This is a genomic window from Neisseria flavescens, from assembly GCF_001618065.1.
Taxonomy (GTDB): Bacteria; Pseudomonadota; Gammaproteobacteria; order Burkholderiales; family Neisseriaceae; genus Neisseria; species Neisseria flavescens_A.
Window position 1 is genome coordinate 1 of the sequence record NZ_LAEI01000041.1, and the last position, 23,113, is coordinate 23,113.

The 23,113-nt window shown below is 49.7% G+C and carries 21 protein-coding genes; 7 read left to right on the top strand and 14 right to left on the bottom strand.

Going from position 1 to position 23,113, the window contains the following annotated elements; translation table 11 throughout:
* Nucleotides 1-171: 171 nt before the first annotated feature.
* The 5 genes from TW89_RS05410 to rimP all read right to left on the bottom strand — a co-directional run bounded on the left by TW89_RS05410 (nucleotide 172) and on the right by rimP (nucleotide 8,799).
* On the bottom strand, nucleotides 172-729 hold the full coding sequence (locus TW89_RS05410) for a nitroreductase family protein (protein WP_128580784.1): 558 nt from the start codon (nucleotides 727-729) through the stop codon (nucleotides 172-174).
* Nucleotides 730-839: 110 nt separating this feature from the next.
* Nucleotides 840-3,578, bottom strand: coding sequence for a calcium-binding protein (locus TW89_RS05415; RefSeq protein ID WP_128580785.1), 2,739 nt, complete (start codon nucleotides 3,576-3,578; stop codon nucleotides 840-842).
* Nucleotides 3,579-3,928: 350 nt separating this feature from the next.
* Complete coding sequence (infB, locus tag TW89_RS05420; protein WP_128580786.1) at nucleotides 3,929-6,823, bottom strand: translation initiation factor IF-2; 2,895 nt, start codon at nucleotides 6,821-6,823, stop codon at nucleotides 3,929-3,931.
* 11 nt (nucleotides 6,824-6,834) lie between these two features.
* Nucleotides 6,835-8,340: a transcription termination factor NusA gene (gene nusA / locus TW89_RS05425; protein ID WP_049330906.1), complete on the bottom strand. Its 1,506-nt coding sequence runs from the start codon at nucleotides 8,338-8,340 to the stop codon at nucleotides 6,835-6,837.
* A 27-nt stretch (nucleotides 8,341-8,367) separates the two neighbouring features.
* The gene (gene rimP / locus TW89_RS05430) at nucleotides 8,368-8,799 is read right to left on the bottom strand and encodes a ribosome maturation factor RimP (RefSeq protein WP_003685973.1); all 432 of its coding nucleotides are present in this window, start codon (nucleotides 8,797-8,799) and stop codon (nucleotides 8,368-8,370) included.
* Nucleotides 8,800-9,142: 343 nt separating this feature from the next.
* On the opposite strand from rimP, the gene serC reads away from it, so the two are divergent.
* Entirely contained in the window at nucleotides 9,143-10,249 is a 1,107-nt protein-coding gene (gene serC / locus TW89_RS05435; protein WP_128580787.1) for a phosphoserine transaminase, read from the top strand.
* Between the two features lie 63 nt (nucleotides 10,250-10,312).
* Here the strand turns inward: serC and TW89_RS05440 are convergent, their stop codons facing one another.
* From TW89_RS05440 to rnhA, 3 genes are all read right to left on the bottom strand, one after another.
* The gene (locus tag TW89_RS05440) at nucleotides 10,313-11,506 is read right to left on the bottom strand and encodes an LD-carboxypeptidase (protein WP_070713308.1); all 1,194 of its coding nucleotides are present in this window, start codon (nucleotides 11,504-11,506) and stop codon (nucleotides 10,313-10,315) included.
* A 73-nt stretch (nucleotides 11,507-11,579) separates the two neighbouring features.
* Nucleotides 11,580-11,978 (bottom strand): HIT family protein, encoded by a 399-nt coding sequence (locus TW89_RS05445; RefSeq protein ID WP_128580788.1) that lies wholly within the window; start codon nucleotides 11,976-11,978, stop codon nucleotides 11,580-11,582.
* 321 nt (nucleotides 11,979-12,299) lie between these two features.
* Entirely contained in the window at nucleotides 12,300-12,737 is a 438-nt protein-coding gene (gene rnhA / locus TW89_RS05455; protein ID WP_036473212.1) for a ribonuclease HI, read from the bottom strand.
* Nucleotides 12,738-12,856: 119 nt separating this feature from the next.
* Here rnhA and TW89_RS05460 point away from each other — a divergent pair, with 119 nt between their 5' ends.
* Nucleotides 12,857-13,246, top strand: a complete 390-nt coding sequence (locus tag TW89_RS05460) for a PH domain-containing protein (protein ID WP_049323867.1) — start codon at nucleotides 12,857-12,859, stop codon at nucleotides 13,244-13,246.
* A gap of 12 nt (nucleotides 13,247-13,258) precedes the next feature.
* Entirely contained in the window at nucleotides 13,259-14,128 is an 870-nt protein-coding gene (tehB, locus tag TW89_RS05465) for an SAM-dependent methyltransferase TehB (RefSeq protein WP_164836700.1), read from the top strand.
* Between the two features lie 57 nt (nucleotides 14,129-14,185).
* On the opposite strand, the gene TW89_RS05470 is transcribed toward tehB, so the two are convergent.
* Both TW89_RS05470 and TW89_RS05475 read right to left on the bottom strand, forming a co-directional pair.
* Entirely contained in the window at nucleotides 14,186-14,686 is a 501-nt protein-coding gene (locus TW89_RS05470) for a GNAT family N-acetyltransferase (protein ID WP_049349013.1), read from the bottom strand.
* A 13-nt stretch (nucleotides 14,687-14,699) separates the two neighbouring features.
* Nucleotides 14,700-15,236 carry an isochorismatase family protein gene (locus TW89_RS05475; protein ID WP_128580791.1) on the bottom strand — a complete coding sequence of 179 codons (537 nt, stop codon included), beginning with the start codon at nucleotides 15,234-15,236 and terminating at the stop codon, nucleotides 14,700-14,702.
* Nucleotides 15,237-15,389: 153 nt separating this feature from the next.
* Between TW89_RS05475 and argS the strand changes: the two genes are divergently transcribed.
* Complete coding sequence (argS, locus tag TW89_RS05480) at nucleotides 15,390-17,108, top strand: arginine--tRNA ligase (RefSeq protein ID WP_128580792.1); 1,719 nt, start codon at nucleotides 15,390-15,392, stop codon at nucleotides 17,106-17,108.
* Nucleotides 17,109-17,265: 157 nt separating this feature from the next.
* Here argS and TW89_RS05485 read toward each other — a convergent pair whose 3' ends face one another.
* Both TW89_RS05485 and TW89_RS05490 read right to left on the bottom strand, forming a co-directional pair.
* Nucleotides 17,266-17,622 (bottom strand): STAS/SEC14 domain-containing protein, encoded by a 357-nt coding sequence (locus tag TW89_RS05485; protein ID WP_128580793.1) that lies wholly within the window; start codon nucleotides 17,620-17,622, stop codon nucleotides 17,266-17,268.
* An 18-nt stretch (nucleotides 17,623-17,640) separates the two neighbouring features.
* The gene (locus TW89_RS05490) at nucleotides 17,641-18,531 is read right to left on the bottom strand and encodes a DMT family transporter (protein WP_070826590.1); all 891 of its coding nucleotides are present in this window, start codon (nucleotides 18,529-18,531) and stop codon (nucleotides 17,641-17,643) included.
* A gap of 143 nt (nucleotides 18,532-18,674) precedes the next feature.
* Here TW89_RS05490 and TW89_RS05495 point away from each other — a divergent pair, with 143 nt between their 5' ends.
* On the top strand, nucleotides 18,675-19,052 hold the full coding sequence (locus TW89_RS05495) for a hypothetical protein (protein WP_283114607.1): 378 nt from the start codon (nucleotides 18,675-18,677) through the stop codon (nucleotides 19,050-19,052).
* Nucleotides 19,053-19,125: 73 nt separating this feature from the next.
* Here the strand turns inward: TW89_RS05495 and TW89_RS05500 are convergent, their stop codons facing one another.
* Nucleotides 19,126-19,878 carry a CPBP family glutamic-type intramembrane protease gene (locus tag TW89_RS05500; protein WP_128580794.1) on the bottom strand — a complete coding sequence of 251 codons (753 nt, stop codon included), beginning with the start codon at nucleotides 19,876-19,878 and terminating at the stop codon, nucleotides 19,126-19,128.
* 205 nt (nucleotides 19,879-20,083) lie between these two features.
* Between TW89_RS05500 and TW89_RS05505 the strand changes: the two genes are divergently transcribed.
* Nucleotides 20,084-20,482: a DUF350 domain-containing protein gene (locus TW89_RS05505; RefSeq protein WP_039861961.1), complete on the top strand. Its 399-nt coding sequence runs from the start codon at nucleotides 20,084-20,086 to the stop codon at nucleotides 20,480-20,482.
* A gap of 199 nt (nucleotides 20,483-20,681) precedes the next feature.
* Here TW89_RS05505 and TW89_RS05510 read toward each other — a convergent pair whose 3' ends face one another.
* Complete coding sequence (locus tag TW89_RS05510) at nucleotides 20,682-21,524, bottom strand: outer membrane beta-barrel protein (protein WP_128580795.1); 843 nt, start codon at nucleotides 21,522-21,524, stop codon at nucleotides 20,682-20,684.
* Nucleotides 21,525-21,931: 407 nt separating this feature from the next.
* Here TW89_RS05510 and TW89_RS05515 point away from each other — a divergent pair, with 407 nt between their 5' ends.
* Entirely contained in the window at nucleotides 21,932-22,945 is a 1,014-nt protein-coding gene (locus TW89_RS05515; protein ID WP_128580796.1) for an SPFH domain-containing protein, read from the top strand.
* Nucleotides 22,946-23,113: the final 168 nt, after the last annotated feature.

Here is a 23,113-nt window from a genome sequence, read left to right on the forward strand (position 1 = left end):
GATGTGTTTGGCGATCATGGCTTGTGCGGTTTGCTGGAAGAAGGTGCTCATGAGAAATCCCCTAAATGTCTTGGTGGGAATTTAGGGGATTTTGGGGAATTTTGCAAAGGTCTCAGGCCGTCTGAAAACCATTAAATCAGGTTTTTCAGACGGCCTTAGTATTTTCAGGCTTTACCAATAAGTTGTAAAACATTCTAAGTTGGTATTTTTTGGGCCGCTTCCTTCTTCGGTCGGCGAACCAATCATCATCAGGCCAATGATTTTGTCTTTGTCGGCACACTCAAATGCTTCGCGCAACAATGGGCTGTTGACCCACATGCCCGTAATCCAAACATTGTCGAAGCCTTGAGCAGAAGCAGCCAGTTGTAAAGCATAGGCGGCGCAGCCGGCAGTCAGCATTTGTTCCCATTCAGGTTTGGGTTTTGCCACTTCACGGTTCGGCGCGAATGTAACGCCGATAATTATAGGCGCCATGTTGCCGACACGTTCGGCCTTTTTCATGGCATCATCGCCGAAGTTGAGTTCGGTAACGGTCTTGCTCAAAAGCTCACGGAAACGTTGCAAACCGGCTTCGCTTTGAATAACGGTAAAGCGGAAAGGGCGCATATTGCCGTGATCAGGTACTTGTGTTGCCGCTTGCAGCATTTGTTCCAGTTGCTCGGCATTGGGTGCCGGAGCAGTCAGTTTTTTGGAAGAGCGACGCGTGGTGAGGAGATTTAAGGCATCCATTTTTATTCTTTCTTGTGAATTCGAATGAGAATAATTATATAACAGAACGATAAATAAATCAGTAAAGGACTCAGGCCGTCTGAATTAAGCTTTCAGACGGCCTTTGAGTTTTACAGGATACCGTTGTTTTGTGTATTTTCAGTAATCAGTGCTTTGCTGATTTCGTCGGCGGTGTAGCTCTTACCGTTTCCGAATACAAAGCTGTCGACATTATTGTTGGTAATGTCATGGATGGTCAGGGTATCGCCTGTATCTTTGATGGTTAAGACCCAATCATCGCCGGTTTTCAACTGTAAATCTTTCAGCGTCAACCCTTCTTTGAAAAGGACTTGGGTATCGCTGCCACCATACGGATTAAAGGTGTCGTTGCCGCTGTTTCTGCCAAACATGATAACGGTGTTGTCGGCCCCTGGGTCGGTAATGGCATCGTTACCGCCGGCCGTATCGACGATGTTGATGCCTCGGCCCAAAGTAATGGTTTCATCACTGCGGTTGCCCCTGTATTCGACAACAGAAGTGTAACGCGACAAATCTAAATCGTTGTTGTCGCTATCGGCATGGATGGTGTGGTTGAAGTTGTTGTACACATCACGGTTGAGTTCTTCAACGGGTTGGCCGGTGTATTGGACGATGTTTGTGTTGCCGATCATGTGCGGGATAGACAGTTTGAAGTGGTTGATCAGCTCGCCCGTGCTGTATGAGGTATTGCCGTCAAACTGAAACTCGGAAATCGCACCATAAATACCGCTTTGGTTTTTGATAGTCAAAACATCGTCTGTGCCTTTAATACGGATATGCCAAGTATCGCCATCCAGCAGGGGATTGGTCACAAATTGAGTGCTGTCAGGCATGTTGGCAATACTGGTTTTGTCGTAACCTTTTTCAATGGTAATTTCAAGGTCGTCAAGGGTAATGCCGCCGGTAAATTTCACGACGTTGGCGTTGAGCGTGTGCAGGCCAGCCTCGCTGTCGAAACCGAAGTTGTAGTCGAAAATGGTGTCGTGGCCGTAACCTTTTCCGAAAACATAGGTGTCGTTGTGTTCGCCGCCTTCCAGATAATCATTGCCTGCGCCGCTGTCGAGTAAGTCGGCGCCTATATGGGCATAGAGTTTGTCGTTACCGTTGCCGCCGTAGAGTTTATCGTCGGAAGCGAGTTCGTTGCCGTAATAGGTTTCGCTGTGTTCGCGCAAGATGTCATCGCCGTCGTGGCCATAAAGGGTGTCATGGCCGTCGTTGCCGCCGTCGATTTCATTGTTGCCTGCATTGCCATGCAAGGTATCGTCGCCGTTTGTGCCGACAAATTTAATGGCTTCGGCCTTCAGAGCTTGGAAGACTTGTTGGAATTGTGCGGCAGTGTAAGTTTGGTCGCTGAACTGGAAACGGTCGATGGAAATGCTGCCATCAGCACCGATTTGGTTTTGAATCAAGGCTGAACCTTGCTCCGAAGTAATTTCCCAACTTTGGCTGCCGTCGTCGTTATGAATGGTCTTTAGGTTGAGCTTGGCATTGTTCAGGCCATCTGAAAACTTGAGGGTATTGATGCCTTGATTGTCGATAATGGTATCGTTATCGCCGTAGATATAGGTATCGTTTCCGGCGCCGCCTTTCAGAATGTCTTTACCGTTGCCGCCCACCAAAACATCGTTGCCTGCATCACCGTTGATGAGATCGTTACCGTCGCCGCCATCTAGATAATCGTTGCCATCGCCGCCGTTTAGGCTGTCGTTGCCACCCATGCCGTAAACGGTATCATCACCGCGTCCGCTGTTGAGGCGGTTGCGTCCTTCGTTACCGGTCAGGATGTTATTGCTGTTGTTGCCGGCAGCAAAAATATTGGCCGAGCCGGTCAAGGTAACATTTTCGACGTGGGTAGCGGCAGTATGGGAAATGCTGCTGAATACGGTGTCTTCGCCGCCGCCAGCCTGTTCTATGACTACGTCTTTTACATCATCAACGTAGTAAGTGTCATTGCCGTCTCCGCCTTCCATAATGTCGGCACCGGCCTTGCCGTCGATAATATCATTGCCGGATGTGCCGATCAGGTGGTCATTGTCGTCGCTGCCATCGATGGTCTTACCGCTTTCGGTATGCTCTGTCAGAGAAATATCGAAATATTTGGCAAAGCTGTTTACATCCAGTTTTTGTGTGCCGATGATGAATTGGGAGACTGCCGGTGTTGTACCGTTTTGAGTATATTGGTTTTTGATGGTTAAAACGGCGTTGCTGTTTTTCACGGCGATCAGCCAGTCTTGACCGCCGGTTTCGTTGTTTCGGGCTTCAACGGTTAAATCGTTAAGGCTCAGGTCAGTATGGAAGCGGATGCTGTTGTGGCCTTGGTTGTCGATGATGGTGTCTTGCTCACTTTTGGCAGAGAAAAGGTAGGTGTCGTCACCTTCGCCACCTTCAAGCACATCGTTGCCTGCTTCGCCGTTGAGGGTGTCATTGCCTGTTTCGCCGAAAAGACGGTCGTTGCCTTCGCCGCCGTTGATGAAATCGTTGCCGCCACCGCCGTAAACAATGTCGTCACCGCGGCCGCTGTTGAGGCGGTTGCGGCCTTCATTGCCGATGAGGATGTTGTTGCTGTTGTTGCCTGCGCCAAAAATGTTGGCCGTACCGGTCAAAACAAGGTTTTCAACGTAGTTTGGAAGGGTATAGCTGACGTTGCTGTAAACCGTATCATCTCCACCATTTGGGTTTTCAATGATTGTATCGTCGCTGCGGGTTACATAATAAACGTCATCTCCCGAAGTGCCTGTTGTTGCTTGTGCAAGGGGAGATGGCTGTAATTGCTCTAAATGTCGTAATTCAAATTGCGCATTGCGGATGCGCATTGCTTTTTCGATTGTCATGATATTTTCTTTAGATATTGATGAGAGTAACAAGGAAGTAAACGTATCCGGCATATGGCCGGTATTGCTTAATTTGTATTGTGTTTAGGCTGTATATACTAGTGCTGAAATTTGATAAAAACAACAGAAACGTTAAGATATGACAATATATAGAGAGCCTTATCAGGCTTAGTTTGCCGTCTATTCTTTTGCCAAATGGCTTTGCCTTGTGCGGCTGTTTTGTTTCTTATATACCACACATCAATTTCAATAGTTTCAAACTATGAATGGTTGTAAAAAGGCCGTCCGAAAAAAAGAAGCAGGTTTCGCATTGCAAAACCTGCTTCTGATTTTTCAGACGGCCTGTCTGATTACAGAGTACGGGCAACTTCGACGATGTCGAAACATTCGAGTTGGTCGCCTTCCATAATCTCGTTGTAGCCTTTGAGCATCAGACCACACTCGAAGCCCATGCGGACTTCTTTGACGTCGTCTTTGTAGCGCTTCAAAGAAGACAGCTCGCCGGTATGGATAACCACGTTGTTGCGGATGAGGCGGACATGGGAATCGCGTTTGACCACACCGTCGGTAACCATACAGCCTGCAATATTGCCGACTTTGGAAACGGAGATGACCTGACGGATTTCGACCGTGCCGGTTACTTGCTCTTTCTCTTCCGGAGAGAGCATACCGCTCATGGCGGCTTTCACGTCGTCGATGGCATCGTAAATGATGTTGTAGTAACGGATTTCCACGTTTTCATTCTCAGCCAGTTTGCGTGCGGAAGCATCTGCACGGACGTTAAAGCCGATGATGAATGCGCCGGAAGCGATGGCCAAGTTGACATCAGATTCGGTAATGCCGCCAACGCCGCTGTGCAACACGTTCACTTTCACTTCGTCTGTGGACAGTTTTTTCAGACTGCCAGCCAAGGCTTCGTAAGAACCTTGTACGTCTGCTTTGATGATGACAGACAAGGATTGGGCTTGGTTTTCACCCATGTTGTTGAACATGTTTTCCAGTTTCGCGGCCTGTTGTTTGGCCAAGCGCACGTCGCGGTATTTGCCTTGACGGAAGAGGGCGATTTCGCGCGCTTTTTTCTCGTCGGCCAATACCATTGCATCTTCGCCTGCGTTCGGTACGTCGGACAAGCCGAGGATTTCGACAGGGATAGATGGGCCGGCTTCATTGATGGCTTTGCCGTTTTCGTCAACCATTGCACGGATTTTACCGAATGCAGTACCGGCCAGCAGCATATCGCCTTTTTTCAGTGTACCGCTTTGAACCAGCAATGTGGCAACCGCGCCGCGGCCTTTGTCCAAACGAGCCTCAACGATGATGCCTTTGGCAGGTGCATCGACTGGGGCAGTCAGTTCCAAAACTTCGGCTTCGAGCAAGACGGCTTCGAGCAATGCATCGATGTTCAGGCCTTTTTTAGCGGAAACGTCGATAAACTGTACATCGCCGCCCCATTCGTCAGGCACGACTTCGTGCGCGGTCAGCTCTTGGCGGATACGCTCTGGATTGGCAGCTTCTTTATCGATTTTGTTGACGGCAACCACCATCGGTACGCCTGCTGCTTTAGCATGGGCAATGGCTTCGATGGTTTGCGGCATCACGCCGTCGTCGGCTGCAACCACAAGAATCACGATATCGGTTGCTTTAGCACCGCGCGCACGCATGGCAGTAAACGCTTCGTGACCCGGAGTATCCAAGAAGGTAACCACGCCGCGTGGGGTTTCAACGTGGTATGCGCCGATGTGTTGGGTAATGCCGCCCGCTTCGCCTTGTACCACTTTGGCGCGGCGGATGTAGTCCAGCAGGGAAGTTTTACCGTGGTCAACGTGACCCATTACGGTCACAACCGGAGGACGCGGCAATGCTTCGGCTTCTACTGCTTCAACGCCTTCATCCAAGAATGCTTCAGGGTCGTCGGCGGCGGCAGGTTTGCCGATGTGGCCAAGTTCTTCCACCACAATCAGGGCGGTGTCTTGGTCGATAGATTGGTTGATGGTTACCATCATGCCCATTTTCATCAGGGCTTTAACCACTTCGACGCCTTTAACGGCCATTTTGTGTGCCAAATCGGCAACGGTAATGGTTTCAGGTACCAAAACTTCGTGTACGACAGGTTCGGTCGGCGCTTGGAAGGCGTGTTGGTTTGGCTCAAGTTTGAGTTTTTTGCCTTTTTTACCGCCGCGTACGCGCTCGTCGTCGCCATTGCGCGCATTGTTGCGGTCACGGCTACCTTTGCCGCCTTTGCCTTTGGCGTTACGGCCTTGGTTTTCTTCGTCACGGTCACGACGGTCTTCTTTTTTACCGCGCGCGTTGTGTTCGGATTTGCCTTCGCCGGATGTCGCTTTTGCTTTCTCGGCAGGTTTGTTGCGTTCGCCTGATTTGGCTTCTTTAGTAGGTTTTGAGTCTTGATCGGCCTGTTGTTTCATGGCTTCACGGCGTGCTTGACGCTCTTGTTTTTCTTTCAACAAGGCTTCTTGATGCGCACGCAGGGCGGCAGCACGACGGGCCTCTTCATCACGTTGAGCCTGTTCTTCCACGCTGACGACAGGTTGCGGTACGGCAGGAGCGGCAGGTTTGGCTGCTTTTTTCGCTTCTTTGCTTTTGCTGCCTTTGTCTTGTTTGGCTTTGGCAGGTTTCTTGGCTTCGGCTGGTTTTTCAGTTTCAACGGATTTTTCAGACGGCTTGTTGTCTGCTTTAGCTTCAACTTTTGCTTCGGCCTTGGCTTCTACGGCTTCAACCGGTTTGGCTTCTTCTTTTTTGGCTTCGGCAGGTTTTCCTTCTGCTTTTGGTGCGGCTTTGGCTGCTTTCAGTCTAGCTGCTTCGGCCTCTGCTTTGGCACGGGCTTCGGCTTTTGCGGCAGCTTCTGCTTCAGCTTTGGCTTTTTCTTCGGTAGCTTGGACGGCTGCTTTTTCTGCTTCGGCTTTTTGGTTTTCCGCTGCTACTTTGGCTTTGGCTTCCGCTGCCAATTCTTCGGAAGAAGGAATGGTAACGGCACGGCTGCGGCGGCGTGTTTCCACTTTTACGCCGTCAACGGTGCTGACTTCGGTTTTTTTGCGGCGGATGCTGATGGTGCCGCTGTTGCTGCCGTTTTTCTTTTGCAGGTAAGCAGTCAACAGTTGTTTGTCGTCAGTGGTTATGCTGTCATTACCACTGTTTTTGTTGACCCCGGCTTCTTTCAATTGTTTAAGCAAATCATCGACGGGGCGGTTTAGTTCGGCGGCAAATTGCGCTACGGTTGTATTACTCATTCAGTACCCCCTTAGTTGTTTTCTTCAGTAAACCAGTGTTCGCGTGCAGCCAAAATCACTTTTTTGGCTTCTTCTTCGTCAACACCGGTAATTTCGACCAATTCGTCAACAGACAATTCGGCCAGATCGTCGCGTTGGGTAACGCCGGCTTCGGCCAGTTTGCGCAACATATCTGAATCTACGCCGTCCAAATTGCGCATGTCTTCAGACACTTCACCCAGCTTTTCTTCTGCGGCGATGGTAATGGTCAGGATAGCGTCGCGTGCGCGGTTGCGCAGGGTTTCAACGATTTCTTCGTCAAAGCCGTCAATGGCGAGCAATTCTGCCGCTGGAACGTAAGCAACTTCTTCCAAAGTGGCAAAGCCTTCTTCCACCAAGATATCGGCGGTTTCGTCGTCGATGTTCAAGTGGGTGGTGAAGAGGTTGCGGATAACCGCGTCTTCGGCGGCATTGCGCTCGTCGGCTTCTTCAACGGTCATGATGTTCAGCTGCCAGCCGGTCAGGATGGAAGCCAGACGGACGTTTTGACCGCCGCGGCCGATGGCCAGCGCCAGTTGGTTTTCGTCAACGATCACGTCAACGGCGTGTTTGTCTTCGTCAATTACGATGCGACTCACTTCGGCAGGAGACAGCGCATTCATCACGAATTGGGCAGGCTCAGGAGACCACAATACGATGTCGATGCGTTCGCCGGACAATTCGTTGCTCACGGCGTTAACACGGGAACCGCGCACGCCGATACAAGTACCTTGCGGGTCGATGCGTTGGTCGTTGGCTTTAACGGCAACTTTGGCGCGTTGGCCGGGGTCGCGTGCTACTTCGCGGATTTCCAACAGGCCGTCTGCAATTTCAGGCACTTCGTTGGCGTAGAGTTTGGCCAAGAAGTCGCCGCTGGTACGGCTCAAAATGACTTGTTTGCGGCCGGTATTGCCGATTTCGTCCACACGCAGGAAGAGGGCGCGGATGCGGTCGCCGCTGCGGAAGTTTTCACGCGGAATCATTTCTTCGCGTGGAATCAGTGCGTCGAGTTTGCCCGCAACGACTTCAACGATGATGCCGTGGCGCTCAACGCGTTTTACCGTACCGGAAACGATGTCTTCTTTAGAAGCGAGGAACTCATTCAGGTTTTGCTCGCGCTCCGCATCACGGATGCGTTGCAGGATGATTTGTTTGGCAGTTTGAGCTGCTTGGCGGCCGAAGCCTTCGTTTGGCAGCTGCTCTTCGTAGTATTCACCGATTTGGATGGTTGTGCCGGGAATTTCTTCTTGGATTTCCTCGATGGTTTTTTCTACATCGGGGTAGGTGTAGTCTTCATCGGCAACAATCAGCCAGCGGCGGAAGGTTTGGTATTCGCCGGTATCGCGGTCGATTTCGACGCGCACGTCCATGTGCTCGCGGTCGGCTTTTTTCTTGGCAGCAGTAGAGAGGGCGAATTCAAGGGCTTTGAATACGACTTCCGTTTCAACGTTTTTTTCACTTGCCAGCGCTTCGGCCAGCTGTAACATTTCGCGACTCATTTTCTAGAATCTCCAAGTAATCGGTTTTTAAAATTTAAATTCGGGGCGCAAACGGGCTTTGTCGATGTTGCTCAATTCGATTTGGGCAGTTTTGCCGTCGAAAGAGACGGTAACAATGTCGTTTTCGCAAGATTCGATGCGGCCGATGAAGTTTTTCTGACCATCAATCGGCAGGCGTGTTTTGATTTTGGCGTTCTGGCCGGCAAAGCGCACGAAGTCGGCGGCTTTTTTCAACGGACGGTCAAGGCCCGGGCTGGAGATTTCCAAACGTTTGTAGTCAATGTCTTCAACCATAAACACGCGGCTCAGATGGTTGCTGACAGTGGCGCAGTCTTCGACGGTGATGCCGCCTTCTTTATCGATGAAAACGCGTAAATCGCCTTGTGCGGTCAGTTCGAAATCGACCAGCTCGTAGCCCAAGCCGGGCAGGGTTTTATCAAGAATGCTTTGAATATCCATGCTTCTCCAGAAGTACATAAACAAAAAAATGGCCGCGCGGCCATTTTTTGTGTGATTTGAAAAATTGGCCTATTATAACTGTTTTCAAGATAAAAGAAAAGCGTTGATTTGGCGTGGATTTTTTGAAGTGATTGCTTAAATGTAAAGGGTAGGGGTGAGGCCGTCTGAAAAGGAAATTGTTGACAAGTTTTGATGTGGTGTTTCTGAAATTATTTTTGAAAACAAAGAATTGGTATTGCTTTATTTTCAGACGGCCTTGAATTTCCGGATTTTTCGTGCTTGCACAATGTGCAAGGTGGTTCTACAATTTCTTCATACCCACCGAATAAGAAAGAAGGCCGTCATGTCCGCACACCCGATTTATAATTTTTCCGCAGGTCCTGCCGTATTGCCGGAAGCGGTATTGCGTACCGCGCAACAGGAAATGCTCGACTACAACGGCACGGGTTTCCCCGTGATGGCGATGAGCCACCGTTCGGATATGTTTTTGAGTATTCTGCATCATGCCGAACAAGACTTGCGCCAGCTTTTGAATATTCCGTCCAACTATAAAATCCTGTTTTTACAGGGCGGTGCGACCACGCAATTTAATATGGTGGCCATGAATTTGGCACACGGTTTTGCGACTGCCGATGCGGTGGTAACGGGCAACTGGAGCCGTATTGCCTATGAGCAGATGAGCCGTTTGAGCAATGCCGAAATCCGTTTGGCCGCGCATGGCGGCGAGCAATATGCCTATAAAAACCTGCCTGCGGTGGAGGATTGGGATGTCAACCCGAATTCCGCGTTTGTTCATTTTGCGATTAATGAAACCGTAAACGGCTTGCAGTATCAAAACGTCCCCAAACTTTCAGACGGCCTGCCGCCGCTGGTGTGCGATATGTCGAGCGAGATTTTGTCTCGTGAGTTTAATGTGTCCGATTACGGCTTGATTTATGCCGGTGCGCAAAAAAATATCGGTCCTGCCGGTGCGACCGTGGTCATTATCCGCGAGGATTTGCTGGAACGTTGTCCGAACGATATTCCTGATGTGTTCAACTACCGTTCGCACATCAACCGCGACGGTATGTACAACACGCCTTCTACTTATGCGATTTATATGTCGGGCTTGGTGTTCCGCTGGCTGCAAACGCAGGGCGGTGTGAAAAGAATTGAAGCGGTCAATCGAATAAAGGCGCAAACCTTGTATGAGACGATAGACGGCAGCGGCGGTTTTTACATCAACGATATCCATCCTGATGCGCGCTCCAAAATGAACGTGGTCTTCAAAACTGCAAGCGAAGACTTGGACCGCCGCTTTGTGTTGGAAGCCGAGTTGCAGGGCTTGTGCCTGCTTAAGGGCTATAAAACCGTCGGCGGTATGCGTGCCAGCATTTACAATGCGATGCCGCTTGAAGGTGTGAACGCGTTGGCCGACTTTATGAAAGATTTCCAACGACGTTACGGTTAAGATGAAGATATAAAAAGGCCGTCTGAAACTGGGTTTCAGACGGCCTTTTTATTTGAATAAGCCTTATTCGGTCACTTCTTCAGTGATGCTGTCGCGGTAGATGGTGCTGTCGTAAGTCGGAACAGGAGGCGGCAGCAGGCTGTCGAGTGTCAGCGCTGACGGGTTTAGCGTAGGATAGCCGCTGAAGGTGACGGAATAACCGCCGTTGCCGGTACTGCGGACTTTGGCATGCGCGCCCAACGGGAAAGTGGTTTTGTTGGTGATGTGGCCGAATGGGAAGCCGGTCAACACAGGAATCTTGGCGGTGCGCGAAATGTGGTTGACGACGGCGGAGAAGTCGTAGCTGGAGTCGTACACGTCGCGGATGGTGCCCATGCGGAAATCGCCGAAGATGATGGCGCGTTGTTTTTGTAAAACACCTGACAGATAAAGCGTATTGAGCATGCGCTCGATGCGGTAGGGTTGCTCGCTGACGTCTTCGATAAAGAGGATACCGCCTTGAATATCGGGCATGTAAGGCGTACCGGCGAGGGAGGCGAGAACGCTGAGGTTGCCGCCCCATAATGTGCCTTCGACGTTGACATCGGCGCGTTGGATGGTCGGAACATCAACGATGTTGACGTTGTTGGTCGTGCCGCGGATGAACGAATCCATGGTAAAGACGCTGGGGTCTGCTTTACCGAATTCGCTGTACACCATCGGGCCTGCAAAGCTCATCATATTGCCTTTGGCCAACAGGGCGAGTTGGACGGCACACACGTCGCTGAACCCGAAGAACAATGTGCCGCGTTCTCGCATTCTGGCGCCGAGTGAGGCAAAGTCGATTTGCGGTAGGATGCGTGCCGCGCCGTAGCCGCCGCGCAGGCCCATCAAGACTTTGGGCGTTTCGATACGGCCGCTGGCAACTTCTTGGAAGTCGGCGGCGCGTTGGGCATCGCTGCCAGCAAAGCGTTGGTAACGGCGGCTGCCTGCCTGTTGGTTGGTCACGGTAAAGCCTGCATTGTAGAGGCGGGTCAGGCCGGTGGTCACGCGGTTGGGGTCTTCGGCGAAGCCTGACGGCGCAACAACGCGCAGGAGGTTGTCGCCGGAACGTGGCGGATGGGGTTGCTTAGGTTGCACGGTTTTGGCTTTCGCGGTGGTAGATGTGGTTTTAGTTTGCGGCGTGGTGGTCGTGCCGGTGCCGCAGGCTTGCAACAACCCTGCGCCTGCCGCGGCAGAGCAGGTACGCAGGAAATGGCGGCGCGTGGTGGAGTTCATTGAGGTTTTCCTTTCGTTATATGTTCAGACGGCCTGAACTTGGCGTGTCGGACCTTGTAGGCCGTCTGAAAGTTTAAGCGATTAAGTTTTTGATTTGTTGCGGCCAGTTTTCGGGCAAGGTCATGCCGTGTTCGCGGACAGGAGCGGCCCAAATCGGCGCGGGGAAGTTGGCGTCGTTTTCAAAACGGGCGATGACGTGCCAATGCAGATGGGGCACAACATTGCCGAGGCTGGCCAAATTGATTTTGGCCGGGCGGAAGACTTGGCGCATTGCGGCTTCAACCTGATACACCATTTCCATGATTTCGTTGCGTTCGGCAGGGGAAAGGTCGGTCATCTCAGAAACATGGTTATTCCAAATAACGCGGCAGAATGCCGGTGCGCCGGCTTCGTTGTGGACGGCGATAACGCGCAGATTGGGCGTTTGCAGCAAAATATCTTCGTTGTCGGCAGTGCAGATAGGGCAGATCATGGGTTTTTCTTTCTCAGTCTGAATAGGAATCGGATGATTTCAATCAGGATTTTTAGAATGAGGTAAATAGCAGTCAGTGTGATGAATGCGAAAAACCACGGTTTGGGTATAAACCACCAAAATAAATAGGCGGGCGTGATTAAGTCGTCACATTCTTCGGCACTCTCAATGTGATCGCACAATCCAAAGTTAAAATAATCATTGACATCATGAAAGGGCGAATAGGCGAACATAAGTGCTATTGGCGTCACACAAATCAATGCAATGATAGCAATCCAAAAGAATGGTTTGAGATATTTGAGTACAGTCATGGGTGAAGTGTTATGCAAATTTTGCCGCCCCTTGATTAGCGAGCTCGTCGGCTTTTTCGTTTTCAGGGTGTCCAGCATGGCCTTTTACCCACGTCCAGCGGACATCGTGTTGTTGAACCAGACTATCTAGCTCTTTCCATAAATCATCGTTTTTGACCGGTTTCTTGGCGGCGGTTTTCCAACCGTTTTTTTTCCAACCGTGTATCCAGCTTTCCATGCCGTTTTTGACGTATTGCGAGTCGGTGCAGATAACGACCTGGCAGCGGCGTTTTAGAGATTTCAGGCCTTCGATGACGGCGGTCAGCTCCATGCGGTTGTTGGTGGTTTCGGCTTCGCCGCCGAACAGTTCTTTTTCATGTGTGCCGTAGCGCATAAATACCCCCCAGCCGCCTGCGCCGGGGTTGCCTTTGCATGCGCCGTCTGTGTAGAGGTAAACGGGTTTATCCATGGGCATGTCTTTGTCGAATAAGGCGGTATCATAACATAAGGCCGTCTGAAATATCGGCAAATACGGTTTGCGCGTGTAAAATACCCTGCACTTATCACTCGTATAGAAAGCAGGCAGATATGGGATTGTTCAGCGGCCTTTTGGGCAATGCTTCGCAAAAAGACGCCGATGCGGTGGAACGCGATTTGGCAAATATTCTGATTGATGGCGAACAGGTAAAAATGGCATTCAGCCTGGTGCGCGATTTGATTGTGTTTACCGAATATCGGCTGGTGTTGGTAGATAAGCAGGGTTTGACAGGCAAGAAAGTGTCTTACCGTTCGATTCCGTATCGTTCAGTATCGCGCTTTTCGGTGGAAACCTCGGGTCATTTCGATTTGGATGCCGAGCTGAAGATTTGGGTTTCTTCCAGCGAAGTGCCGACCGAAACCTTGCAGTTTAAAAGCGACAAGAGCGTGATTGCCATTCAAAAAGCCTTGGCAGAAGCTGTGTTGAAACCGTCAAAATAGAAAGGAAATATGATGAGCGAACAGCAAGAATTGTTTTGTTACAAACAGATGCCGGTGTGGACAGCGGACGAGATTCCCGAAGCCTTGTTGTCCAAACACAATACTGCTGCCGGTACTTGGGGTTGCCTTAATGTCCTCCAAGGCCGTCTGAACTTCAACGAAGTGGACGAGGCGGGCAATATTACGGCCACGCACGAGCTGACGCCTGAAAGCGACGATTGGATTATCCATCCGCAAGCATGGCACTTTATCGCGCCGCAAACGCAAGACACGGAAATCCAACTGTCGTTTTACTGCGAGGCGGCGGACTATTTCAATAAGAAATACGGCATGAGCGCGACACATTCGGCCGTCCGTGCCGCCGAAGGCATCGTGCCCGTCGGCAAGGTTTTGGATATGGGCTGTGGTCAGGGCCGTAATGCGCTGTATCTGGGTTTGAAAGGTTTTGACGTTACCGCTGTCGATAATAATCCGAACGCGGTTCAAAACGTGGAAGAGCTGGCGCGTATTGAAGAATTGAATGTCCGCGCGTTTGAATACGACCTCAATGCCGCCAATATTCAGGAAAACTTCGATTATATGGTGGCGACCGTGGTATTTATGTTCCTGATGCCGCGTTACGTTCCTAACGTGATTGCCAATATGAAGGAACACACCAACCCCGGCGGTTACAACCTGATCGTGTCTGCGATGGATACGGAAGATTTCCCTTGCCCGATGCCGTTCCCGTTCAAGTTTGGTGAGGGCGAACTGCGCGAATACTATAAGGATTGGGAATTGGTGGAATACAAGGAAGAGCTGGGTTCGATGCACGCGAAAGACGAATTCGGCAATCCGATTCAGTTTAAATTCGTCACCATGCTGGCGAAGAAACCGCAATAAAGGTTTTGCTGTAAAAAAGGCCGTCTGAATTCAGTTTTCAGACGGCCTTTGTCGTAATCAATCGACAATCCTTTTACCCAAAATCACGACATCTGCCAACATGGTTTCCAAATCGCAGACTTGCGGCAGCCGCCCCCATTCTTCAAAACCGAAACGGTGAAACAGGTTCAGGCTCGGATAGTTGTGGCCGAACACAAGCGCGATGACGTTGCGGATGCCTAAGGACGGCGCGCGTTCGAGCATGTGCCGCAACAGGATTTTGCCCACGCCTGCGCCGCGCATATCGTGGCGGACATAAACGCTGACTTCCGCGCTGATGTGGTAGGCGTAGCGCGGATGGTAGTCACTGAAACTGCCCCAGGCCAATACGGTGCCGTCGGCATCGTAAAGGGCGTAGATCGGGCGTTTGTCCGTGTGTGCGGCAAACCATATTTCGCGTTCGGCAACCGTGGTCGGCGACAAATCGGCCGTGGATTGGCGCGTGGCCACGGTGCTGTTGTAAATATCGACGATGGCGGGCAAGTCTTGGCGCAGGGCAGGGCGGATGGTGTATTGCATTTCAGACGGCCTGTTATTGAATCAGTTTGGAGATAGTCTTAAAGGCCGGATGTTTGGCATCGCCGAGCAGTTGGAACAAAATACTTTCGACATTGGAAACGGTAATGCCCTGACGGCTCAGTTGCGCCAAACCATTGTCGCGGTTGGCCGTTGTGCGCGAGGCGGTGCATTCAAAAGGCAGGGATACGGCGTAACCTTGCGCCTTCAAATCCAAGGCCGTCTGAAGCATACAGATATGCGCTTCAGCTCCCACTAAAATAACGTTTTTGATGTCATTTTTGCGTAAGATTTCCTGAATTTCAGGTAAAAATGCCGAGAATCGGGTTTTCTCGACAACAGGCGTGCCTTCGGGCAACAGCAGCGATACGGCGGATACAGTGTTGCCCAAACCTTTCGGGTATTGTTCGGTTACGGCAAAGGGTACGTCCAAAGCCGTCAAACCTTGAATCAGCAGGCGGCAGCGTTCCAACATTTCGTCCGCGCCGGAAAGGGCGGGCAGCAGGCGTTCTTGAATATCGACAATCAGACAAAGCGTATTTTTTGGGGTCATGGCTTTTCCTTTCAGACGGCCTTTACAGCAAAATCGTTGAATCAGAATGCAATCATATAACAAGCCGCTGGAAAAGTATTGCAGCTTACCCTGTTTTAAAGCCTGAAATTCTTTTAAAATACCGCCTGATTTGAATTGATAGAGACCGACAACATGAATTTATACCAAACCGTCGAACGTGAAGCCCAAGCAGCCTTTGCCGCTGCCGGTTTGTCCGACAGCCCCGTCGTATTGCAGGCGGCGAAAAATCCCGACTTCGGCGATTTCCAAATCAACGGCGTAATGGGTGCGGCGAAAAAAGCCAAACAAAATCCGCGTGAGTTGGCGCAAAAAGTGGCCGAAGCATTGGTCGACAACGCCGTGATTGAAAGCGCGGAAGTAGCCGGTCCGGGTTTCATCAACCTGCGCCTGCGCCCTGAATTCCTCGCCCAAAACATTCATGCGGCCTTGAACGACGCGCGTTTCGGCGTAGCAAAAACCGACAAACCGAAAACCGTCGTTATCGACTATTCTTCGCCTAATCTGGCCAAAGAAATGCACGTCGGCCATTTGCGTTCCAGCATCATCGGCGACAGCATTTCGCGCATATTGGAATTTATGGGCAACACCGTTATCCGCCAAAACCACGTTGGCGACTGGGGTACGCAGTTTGGCATGTTGGTCGCTTATTTGGTCGAGCAGCAAAAAGACAACGCCGCGTTCGAGCTGGCGGATTTGGAGCAGTTTTACCGCGCCGCCAAAGTACGTTTTGACGAAGATCCTGCCTTTGCCGACACCGCACGCGAATACGTTGTGAAGTTGCAAGGCGGCGATGAAACCGTATTGGCATTGTGGAAACAGTTTGTCGATATTTCACTCTCGCACGCCCAAGCCGTTTATGACACGCTGGGCTTGAAACTGCGCCCTGAAGACGTGGCAGGCGAATCGAAATACAACGACGATTTGCAACCCGTAGTCGATGATTTGGTCGAAAAAGGTTTGGCAGTCGAAGACGACGGCGCGAAAGTCGTGTTCTTGGACGAGTTTAAAAACAAAGAGGGCGAACCTGCCGCATTTATCGTGCAAAAACAAGGCGGCGGCTTCCTTTATGCTTCCACCGACTTGGCGTGTTTGCGCTACCGTGTCGGCACGCTTCATGCCGACCGTCTGCTGTACGTCGTCGACCACCGACAAGCCCTGCACTTCGAACAACTCTTCACCACTTCCCGCAAAGCAGGCTATCTGCCGGAAGATGTAAAAGCCGAGTTTATCGGCTTCGGCACCATGATGGGCAAAGACGGCAAACCGTTCAAAACGCGCAGCGGCGACACCGTAAAACTGGTTGACCTGCTGACCGAAGCAGTCGAGCGCGCCACTGCTTTGGTAAAAGAGAAAAATCCTGAATTGGGCACAGACGAAGCAGGTAAAATCGGCAAAACCGTCGGCATCGGCGCAGTCAAATACGCCGATTTGAGCAAAAACCGCACCAGCGATTATGTGTTCGACTGGGACGCCATGCTTTCGTTTGAAGGCAATACCGCCCCCTACCTGCAATACGCCTACACACGCGTACAAAGCGTGTTCCGCAAAGCCGGTGAATGGGACGCAAATGCGCCAACCGTTTTGACCGAACCTTTGGAAAAGCAACTGGCCGCCGAGCTGCTGAAATTTGAAGACGTGCTGCAAAGCGTGGCAGATACTGCGTATCCGCACTACCTAGCTGCCTACCTCTATCAAATCGCTACCTTGTTCAGCCGTTTCTACGAAGCCTGCCCGATTTTGAAATCAGAAGGCGCAACCCGCAACAGCCGCCTGCAACTGGCGAAGCTCACCGGCGACACGCTGAAACAAGGCTTGGAGTTGTTGGGCATTGATGTGTTGGATGTGATGTAAGTTTTTGAATAAAAACGATGAAAGGCCGTCTGAAACTTTGCAGGTTGCAAGGTTTCAGACGGCCTTTTTGATGCTTTGAAAAATATTGTGATACCGTTGATTTTGAGCCTAAGCGGTTTTGAATTTGCTCAGGTAATGCGTTCAGACGGCCTTATCTTTATTTCAAATTGCTTGCCAACAACCAAGCCTGTGCTTCGGCAGCGTCGCTGAAATATTTGGGATGTTGGTTGGTCAAGAGGCTGGAAAGGCGCGCGCCGAGTTTGATCCAGATGTCGTCGGTAATGACGGCAACGCGGCCGAAGTCGGTTTCGTGTTGGTTGAGGAATTTGATTTGCTCGACCGCCATATCGATGGTGAAGTCTTTCAGCATGGACAAATCCAACAGGATGTCGGGCAGATGGACTTTTTGTTTCGCGACCAACAAGGCTTCTTCCAATTGGCGGAAATCGTCCAAAGTGAACTCGTTGTACAGCGCTACGTTTAAGCCGTAAGATTGTTCGCGGATGGAAATCATGGTGTTCTCCTTGTTAAATTATTGCTTCATCAGAAATTTTTTGATTGAGGCCGGAGTAAAGCTGCTGAACACGCCGCCTGCAACAATGATAACCATGCCGGCGGCTTCCTGCCAAGTGATTTTATCGCCGAAAAGCAGTACGCCGGATAGGGCGGAGAAAACGACGGTCAGGTAGGAAAGCGAGGCAACGGTAAATTTCTTGCCGACCTTATAGGCGCGGGTCATTGCCAGTTGGGCAATCATGGCGGAGATGCCGATACCGGCCAGATAGGGTAGGGAAGACACGGTCAGCGGATGCCAGCCTGTGATGGTGCTCCAGACTGCACCCATAATCAGGCCGGTAAGCGAGAGGTAAAACACCACGCGCCAGCCCGGCTCACCCAAAAGCGAGAGTTCGCGCACCTGCAAATACGCCCAGCCCGACATGGCGCCGCCTGCCAAACTGACCAGCGCGGCAAATTCCTGCCCACCTTGAAAAGATGGGTTGAGTAAGAGGATAACGCCGATAAAGCCCATAACTAAAATGGCTTGGGTATAAAGCGTAATTCGTTCTTTTAAAATGAAAAATGAAAAGATGGCAAGCCAGATGGAGGACGTGTAGTTGAGCGTGACGCCTGTTGCCAGCGGCAGGTGCATGACGGAATAAAACGTGCACATCATGGCAAGCGTGCCGATGACACTGCGGTTGAGATGGGTTTTCCAATGCGGCGTGGAAAACGTGTTGCCTTGCGCTTTGGCCATGATGCCTAAGAACAGGGTGGAGACCAGCATGCGCCAAAAGACCAGCTCGCCGCTGGAAAAGCCGAATTGCGTTGAGGCGGCTTTGATGGAGAGGTTCATGACGGTAAAGCCGAGCGCGGCAATAACCATCCATGCCGAGCCGAGCGGATCTTTTCTGACGGTTTCCATTTGATGGGTGTGTAAAGCGATTTTATTAATAAGAAAATATTATACAGGGCAATCAGGCCGTCTGAAAAATATCGTTGGGTTTCAGATGGCCTTTTTATTAGAAATAAGAATTATTATTGAATAATGAAGTGGTTTTTTATAGAATGGGGGTTCTGTTTTTAAGAAAGGCTTGTCATGAAAGTTGCCAATATTTCTGCCGTATTGCTGTCCGTTTGTTTTCCGTTGCCGTTTCTGCCGCGCCTTTGGGAGAAGTTTCTTCCGAAAACGGTAAGATTTTCAGCGGCGAAAATTACATGGTCGTTAAGAAGGACATGAAGAAAGGGGAGCAGATTAAGCCGCACGATCATCCGGGTTTTAAAACGCTGATTTTTGCCGTTGGAAAGGGAAGTTTTGACGTAACGTTAAATCAGACTGAAAAACATACTGTCGGCGCAGGCTCGGTGTTGCGGTTTGGCGGCGATGCTGTGATTGAGGCAGTTGCAACCGAAGATGCGGATGTGGCAATTACTTTGATTAAGTAAACCGATAGATAATAAAAGGCCGTCTGAAAAATGATGTTTCAGACGGCCTGGTTTATTCAGTCAACCATTGCCATTAAGCGCAAATCAAATAGATGAAGCCGGAGCCGAAGATATCTGCCAAGGCGTGAATCAGGAAAAACGGCAGCAGGTTTTTGACTTTGTATTTGTAGAAGAAGTAGTACATCAAACCGAAAACAACGCCGATAACGGTCGCCCAAAGCATACCTTGATAAGTATGGAAGGAGATGCGCACCAAGGTCGAATAGGCCAATGCCTGCCATTTATATTTGTCTTCCACGCAGGTCAAAAGACCGAGGAAACAGAATTCTTCGTAAAAGCCGTTTAAAAGGCCGTAGAGGATGGCCATCGGCGCAAGGGCGGAGAATTTGTCAAAGATGGATAATGGTTTGATGTATTGGAAAATTTCAGTGGTGAAGTAATTGTAGCCGCCGCTTAATGAAGTTACCGCATCGGCGGTTAAGCCCATCAGGATAAAAATCACAGGCGTCCAAAACAACACGCCTAAGTTAAAACGAATCGGCAATTGTTTGAAGTCGAAACGGCGAATAATGAGGTAAATCAGAGCAATAGCAAGCAGCGTCAACTGCAGGCTCATGTTTTCAGAATAAGCCACTCCGGTTACCGCAGTATCGCGCGCCTCTTCGGCAACCGCGGCTGTTTCTACTTGCGGCATCAGGCTGGCGATATAAAGTTGGGTAGAACGGTAGGCAAATTGACCGAACAGGATAGCGGTCACAATCAGCATGTCAAACCAGCGCAGATGGCGCAAAGGCTCTTTAGGGCGGATGGCGGCGAGTATGCTCATATTTTCCTCTTTGCTCTAATAAATAGCGGTGCGCAATAGTTACATAAACATACAAAAATCGTCAACAATTATCACAATAAAACATGAATTAAAAATCAGACCGTTTCAGACGGCCTGAAGTGCTTCTAAAAATGCCATATTTTCCGAAGGGTTTATCTTCAAAAATATGGCATAATCACTTTATTGCAAACCAAGGAATCTTATCGTGAGTATTTCTCTGTCCCAATATCTGCTCTACCTGCAATATATGTTGGCAGGTATCGCCATGACCGTTGTTTTTGCTGCCGTATATCTGCGGATTACACCCGTTGAAGAATTGCGCCTGATTAAAAACGGCAACCTTGCCTGCGCCTTGTCGTTTGGCGGCGCGTTGGTCGGTTTTTGTCTGACACTGGCTTCAAGTATTGCCCACAGCGTCAGCTTCATCGATTTTATCCTGTGGGCCCTTGCCGCAGCCGTAATTCAGATTTTTGTCTATTTCGCTGCGACAATGATGATTAAAGGCGCTACCGCAGAACTCATCGGCAACAATGTCGCCGTCGGCGCGCTGTTTGGTGCAGTGTCCATCTCGATCGGCATTTTGAATGCGGCTTGCTTGACTTGATTTTGATGGTCGGTTGGATAGCAAAGATGTGTTGATCCTAACTCCTACCTGGAGAAATTATCGGTAGATTTTTTGACTGATAATGTCTTATGTCTGATGGTATTGGCGTTATAGTGAAATTCTGAAAGTATCAGAAAATTCAGACAGCCTGTTATATACAAGGCCGTCTGAAACGTTTTAACTACTTAAATTCGTCAAATTAGAAAGAGTATTGCAATCTTATGCCTGTTTCGTGGGTGTGGTTTTTAGGTTCTATAGATCCCAATCCATATGAGTCATACTCTTCCGTAACGGTAAGGTTCGATTCTTTAACTTTCCAGCCGCGATAGAATGGAGCGAGGCTGATTTTGGAGCCGTTAGCGAATTTTTTAGATACAGGTACTTCAACCTCAATACCTTGTCCGCCACCTTGTTTCATTCGGGTTTCTACCTGGTCGGGTTCGTAAGAATATTGGCGGCCTTTCACGGCACGATTGTAGGCAATGCGGGGAGATATCTCAAAGTTTGCAGGAAGGGCGATATTTACTCCGGTATTGATTTGCGCATATGTGGTTCGGTTTTTGCGGTCATAATCATTAGGATCAATACGGCTGCTTAAGTCTCTCAGAACACGGTGTCCCAAGCCGGCTCCGGCAGTAATGCTAAAGCGATCGTTAATCGGGAGTGTATATTCGTATAAGGCACGGATATCGTATGCGCGGCGTGGTGCATTTTTGAGTGTGGCTGAGCCATAACTTGCTGAATCGTCGATATAATCCTCAGTTATATATTGTACGCTTCCCGTGTAATCTGTTTTACCGCACGAATAACGGCCTTCTAATTTTGCCGCATGGCGATCGTTGAAACGGTATTTTACGCCGGCATTAATAGACCATAAGTTGCCTTTTTGCTGCATTAAGCGACTACCATCTTTTTCGTATTCGCGATAGGTCTCGTTGTAATATTCGCTACCAACGGTAAATTCAACAGGGCGGGCAGCCTGTGTACTTACGGCAGCAGAGAGTGCTAACACTGCAAAACAGAAATGAGCAGAATTTTTCATATAAATTCCTTTTACTTTATGAAAGCCAATGTGATAATTTGACAATACAGCATGATGAATTTCTAGGATTTGGTAAATATTAACAGGTGTAGTGAACGCTTGGTATGGTGTTTAATGATTTTCTACCTGTATTTGTCTTTTTTATGATATAGCGCAGGTAAAAGCAGAAAAATAGTGTAAAACAGAGTCTGCATGAATTTTAATGATATGTTAATGTTTCTGGGTCGGATAGTGGGTTTAACACTAAAAATAGATAGAGCAACCCACTCTATTCCCATGCATAAAGACATTTTGAATGTTAATATCGTATGACATTCTATTTATATAAAATAAGCGATATTACCGACCAGGCAAATTGACCTGACTGCCCATTAAGTTATCCCTTCTTCTTCAAATAAGGAACTGCGATGTTCAACTTTATCAAGAAACAGTTTATCGACGTTATTCAATGGCCGAATCCCGATGACAGCCTGCTGATGTGGCGTTTTCCGATTGCCGATGAGGAGATCCAAAACGGTGCGAGCCTGACTGTGCGCGAGGCGCAGATGGCGATGTTTGTCGATGAAGGCGTAACCGCCGACGTGTTCGGGCCGGGGCGTTACACGCTCAATACGCAAACGCTGCCAGTGCTGACCAACTTGAAAAACTGGGACAAGCTTTTTGAATCTCCGTTTAAATCGGATGTTTACTTTTTCAATACCAAACAACAGCTCGCACGAAAATGGGGTACATCCCAACCTGTTACCGTGCGTGATGCCGAGTTTGGCGCGGTGCAACTGCGTTCGTTCGGTATGTATTCTTACCGTATCAGCGATCCGGCAAAATTCTTCAAAGAAGTCAGCGGCGTGGCGGCGCAATACAGCGGCGTAGACTTGGAAAACCAACTGCGCAATATTGCAGTCACCCAGTTGGCGGCAGCGTTTGGCAGTTCCGGTATCCCATTCTTGGATATGGCGGCGAACCAAGTTTTGCTGTCGCAAAAAATCGGCGAATTGCTTGGCGCGGAATTTGCCAAGCTGGGTTTGGCGCTGGAAAACTTCACTGTTGAAAGCATTACCTTGCCCGCGTCTATTCAGGCTGCATTGGATAAGAAAATTTCGATGGGTGTTATCGGCGATTTGGGACGCTACACCCAATATCAAACCGCCGAATCCATCCCGCTTGCGGCACAAAATGAAGGCGGACTTGCCGGAATCGGTGCGGGCTTGGGCGTAGGTGCCGGTATTGGTCAGGCGATGGCGGGTGCCATGGCAGGTATGATGCAGCCGAATACGCAACAGACTCAGCAAAATGTTCAGCCGGCTGCCGAAGATCCGCAGGCGAAATTGGTGAAACTCAAGTCTTTGCTGGATGGCGGTTTGATTTCGCAAGAAGATTTTGATAAAGCCAAGGCTGAAGTGTTGAAACAGTTGATTGGTTGACAAATTGAAGGCCGTCTGAAAAATATCATTCAAAGAAGCGTTGAGTTGCTTCTGTGAAAAGGTTTCAGACGGCCTTTCGAATCATTTGATTGAGTTCGTTCGGCGATTTGGTTTGTTTCTAATCTTAAAACCAGTTGATAGAAACGCTAAGGCCGTCTGAAACACTCC

Bases quoted from the DNA above. Each gene is read 5' to 3' on its own strand.
- TW89_RS05410 (WP_128580784.1), bottom strand. From the start codon at position 729: ATGGATGCCTTAAATCTCCTCACCACGCGTCGCTCTTCCAAAAAACTG.
- TW89_RS05415 (WP_128580785.1), bottom strand. From the start codon at position 3,578: ATGACAATCGAAAAAGCAATGCGCATCCGCAATGCGCAATTTGAATTA.
- infB (WP_128580786.1), bottom strand. From the start codon at position 6,823: ATGAGTAATACAACCGTAGCGCAATTTGCCGCCGAACTAAACCGCCCC.
- nusA (WP_049330906.1), bottom strand. From the start codon at position 8,340: ATGAGTCGCGAAATGTTACAGCTGGCCGAAGCGCTGGCAAGTGAAAAA.
- rimP (WP_003685973.1), bottom strand. From the start codon at position 8,799: ATGGATATTCAAAGCATTCTTGATAAAACCCTGCCCGGCTTGGGCTAC.
- serC (WP_128580787.1), top strand. From the start codon at position 9,143: ATGTCCGCACACCCGATTTATAATTTTTCCGCAGGTCCTGCCGTATTG.
- TW89_RS05440 (WP_070713308.1), bottom strand. From the start codon at position 11,506: ATGAACTCCACCACGCGCCGCCATTTCCTGCGTACCTGCTCTGCCGCG.
- TW89_RS05445 (WP_128580788.1), bottom strand. From the start codon at position 11,978: ATGATCTGCCCTATCTGCACTGCCGACAACGAAGATATTTTGCTGCAA.
- rnhA (WP_036473212.1), bottom strand. From the start codon at position 12,737: ATGGATAAACCCGTTTACCTCTACACAGACGGCGCATGCAAAGGCAAC.
- TW89_RS05460 (WP_049323867.1), top strand. From the start codon at position 12,857: ATGGGATTGTTCAGCGGCCTTTTGGGCAATGCTTCGCAAAAAGACGCC.
- tehB (WP_164836700.1), top strand. From the start codon at position 13,259: ATGAGCGAACAGCAAGAATTGTTTTGTTACAAACAGATGCCGGTGTGG.
- TW89_RS05470 (WP_049349013.1), bottom strand. From the start codon at position 14,686: ATGCAATACACCATCCGCCCTGCCCTGCGCCAAGACTTGCCCGCCATC.
- TW89_RS05475 (WP_128580791.1), bottom strand. From the start codon at position 15,236: ATGACCCCAAAAAATACGCTTTGTCTGATTGTCGATATTCAAGAACGC.
- argS (WP_128580792.1), top strand. From the start codon at position 15,390: ATGAATTTATACCAAACCGTCGAACGTGAAGCCCAAGCAGCCTTTGCC.
- TW89_RS05485 (WP_128580793.1), bottom strand. From the start codon at position 17,622: ATGATTTCCATCCGCGAACAATCTTACGGCTTAAACGTAGCGCTGTAC.
- TW89_RS05490 (WP_070826590.1), bottom strand. From the start codon at position 18,531: ATGGAAACCGTCAGAAAAGATCCGCTCGGCTCGGCATGGATGGTTATT.
- TW89_RS05495 (WP_283114607.1), top strand. From the start codon at position 18,675: ATGGGGGTTCTGTTTTTAAGAAAGGCTTGTCATGAAAGTTGCCAATAT.
- TW89_RS05500 (WP_128580794.1), bottom strand. From the start codon at position 19,878: ATGAGCATACTCGCCGCCATCCGCCCTAAAGAGCCTTTGCGCCATCTG.
- TW89_RS05510 (WP_128580795.1), bottom strand. From the start codon at position 21,524: ATGAAAAATTCTGCTCATTTCTGTTTTGCAGTGTTAGCACTCTCTGCT.
- TW89_RS05515 (WP_128580796.1), top strand. From the start codon at position 21,932: ATGTTCAACTTTATCAAGAAACAGTTTATCGACGTTATTCAATGGCCG.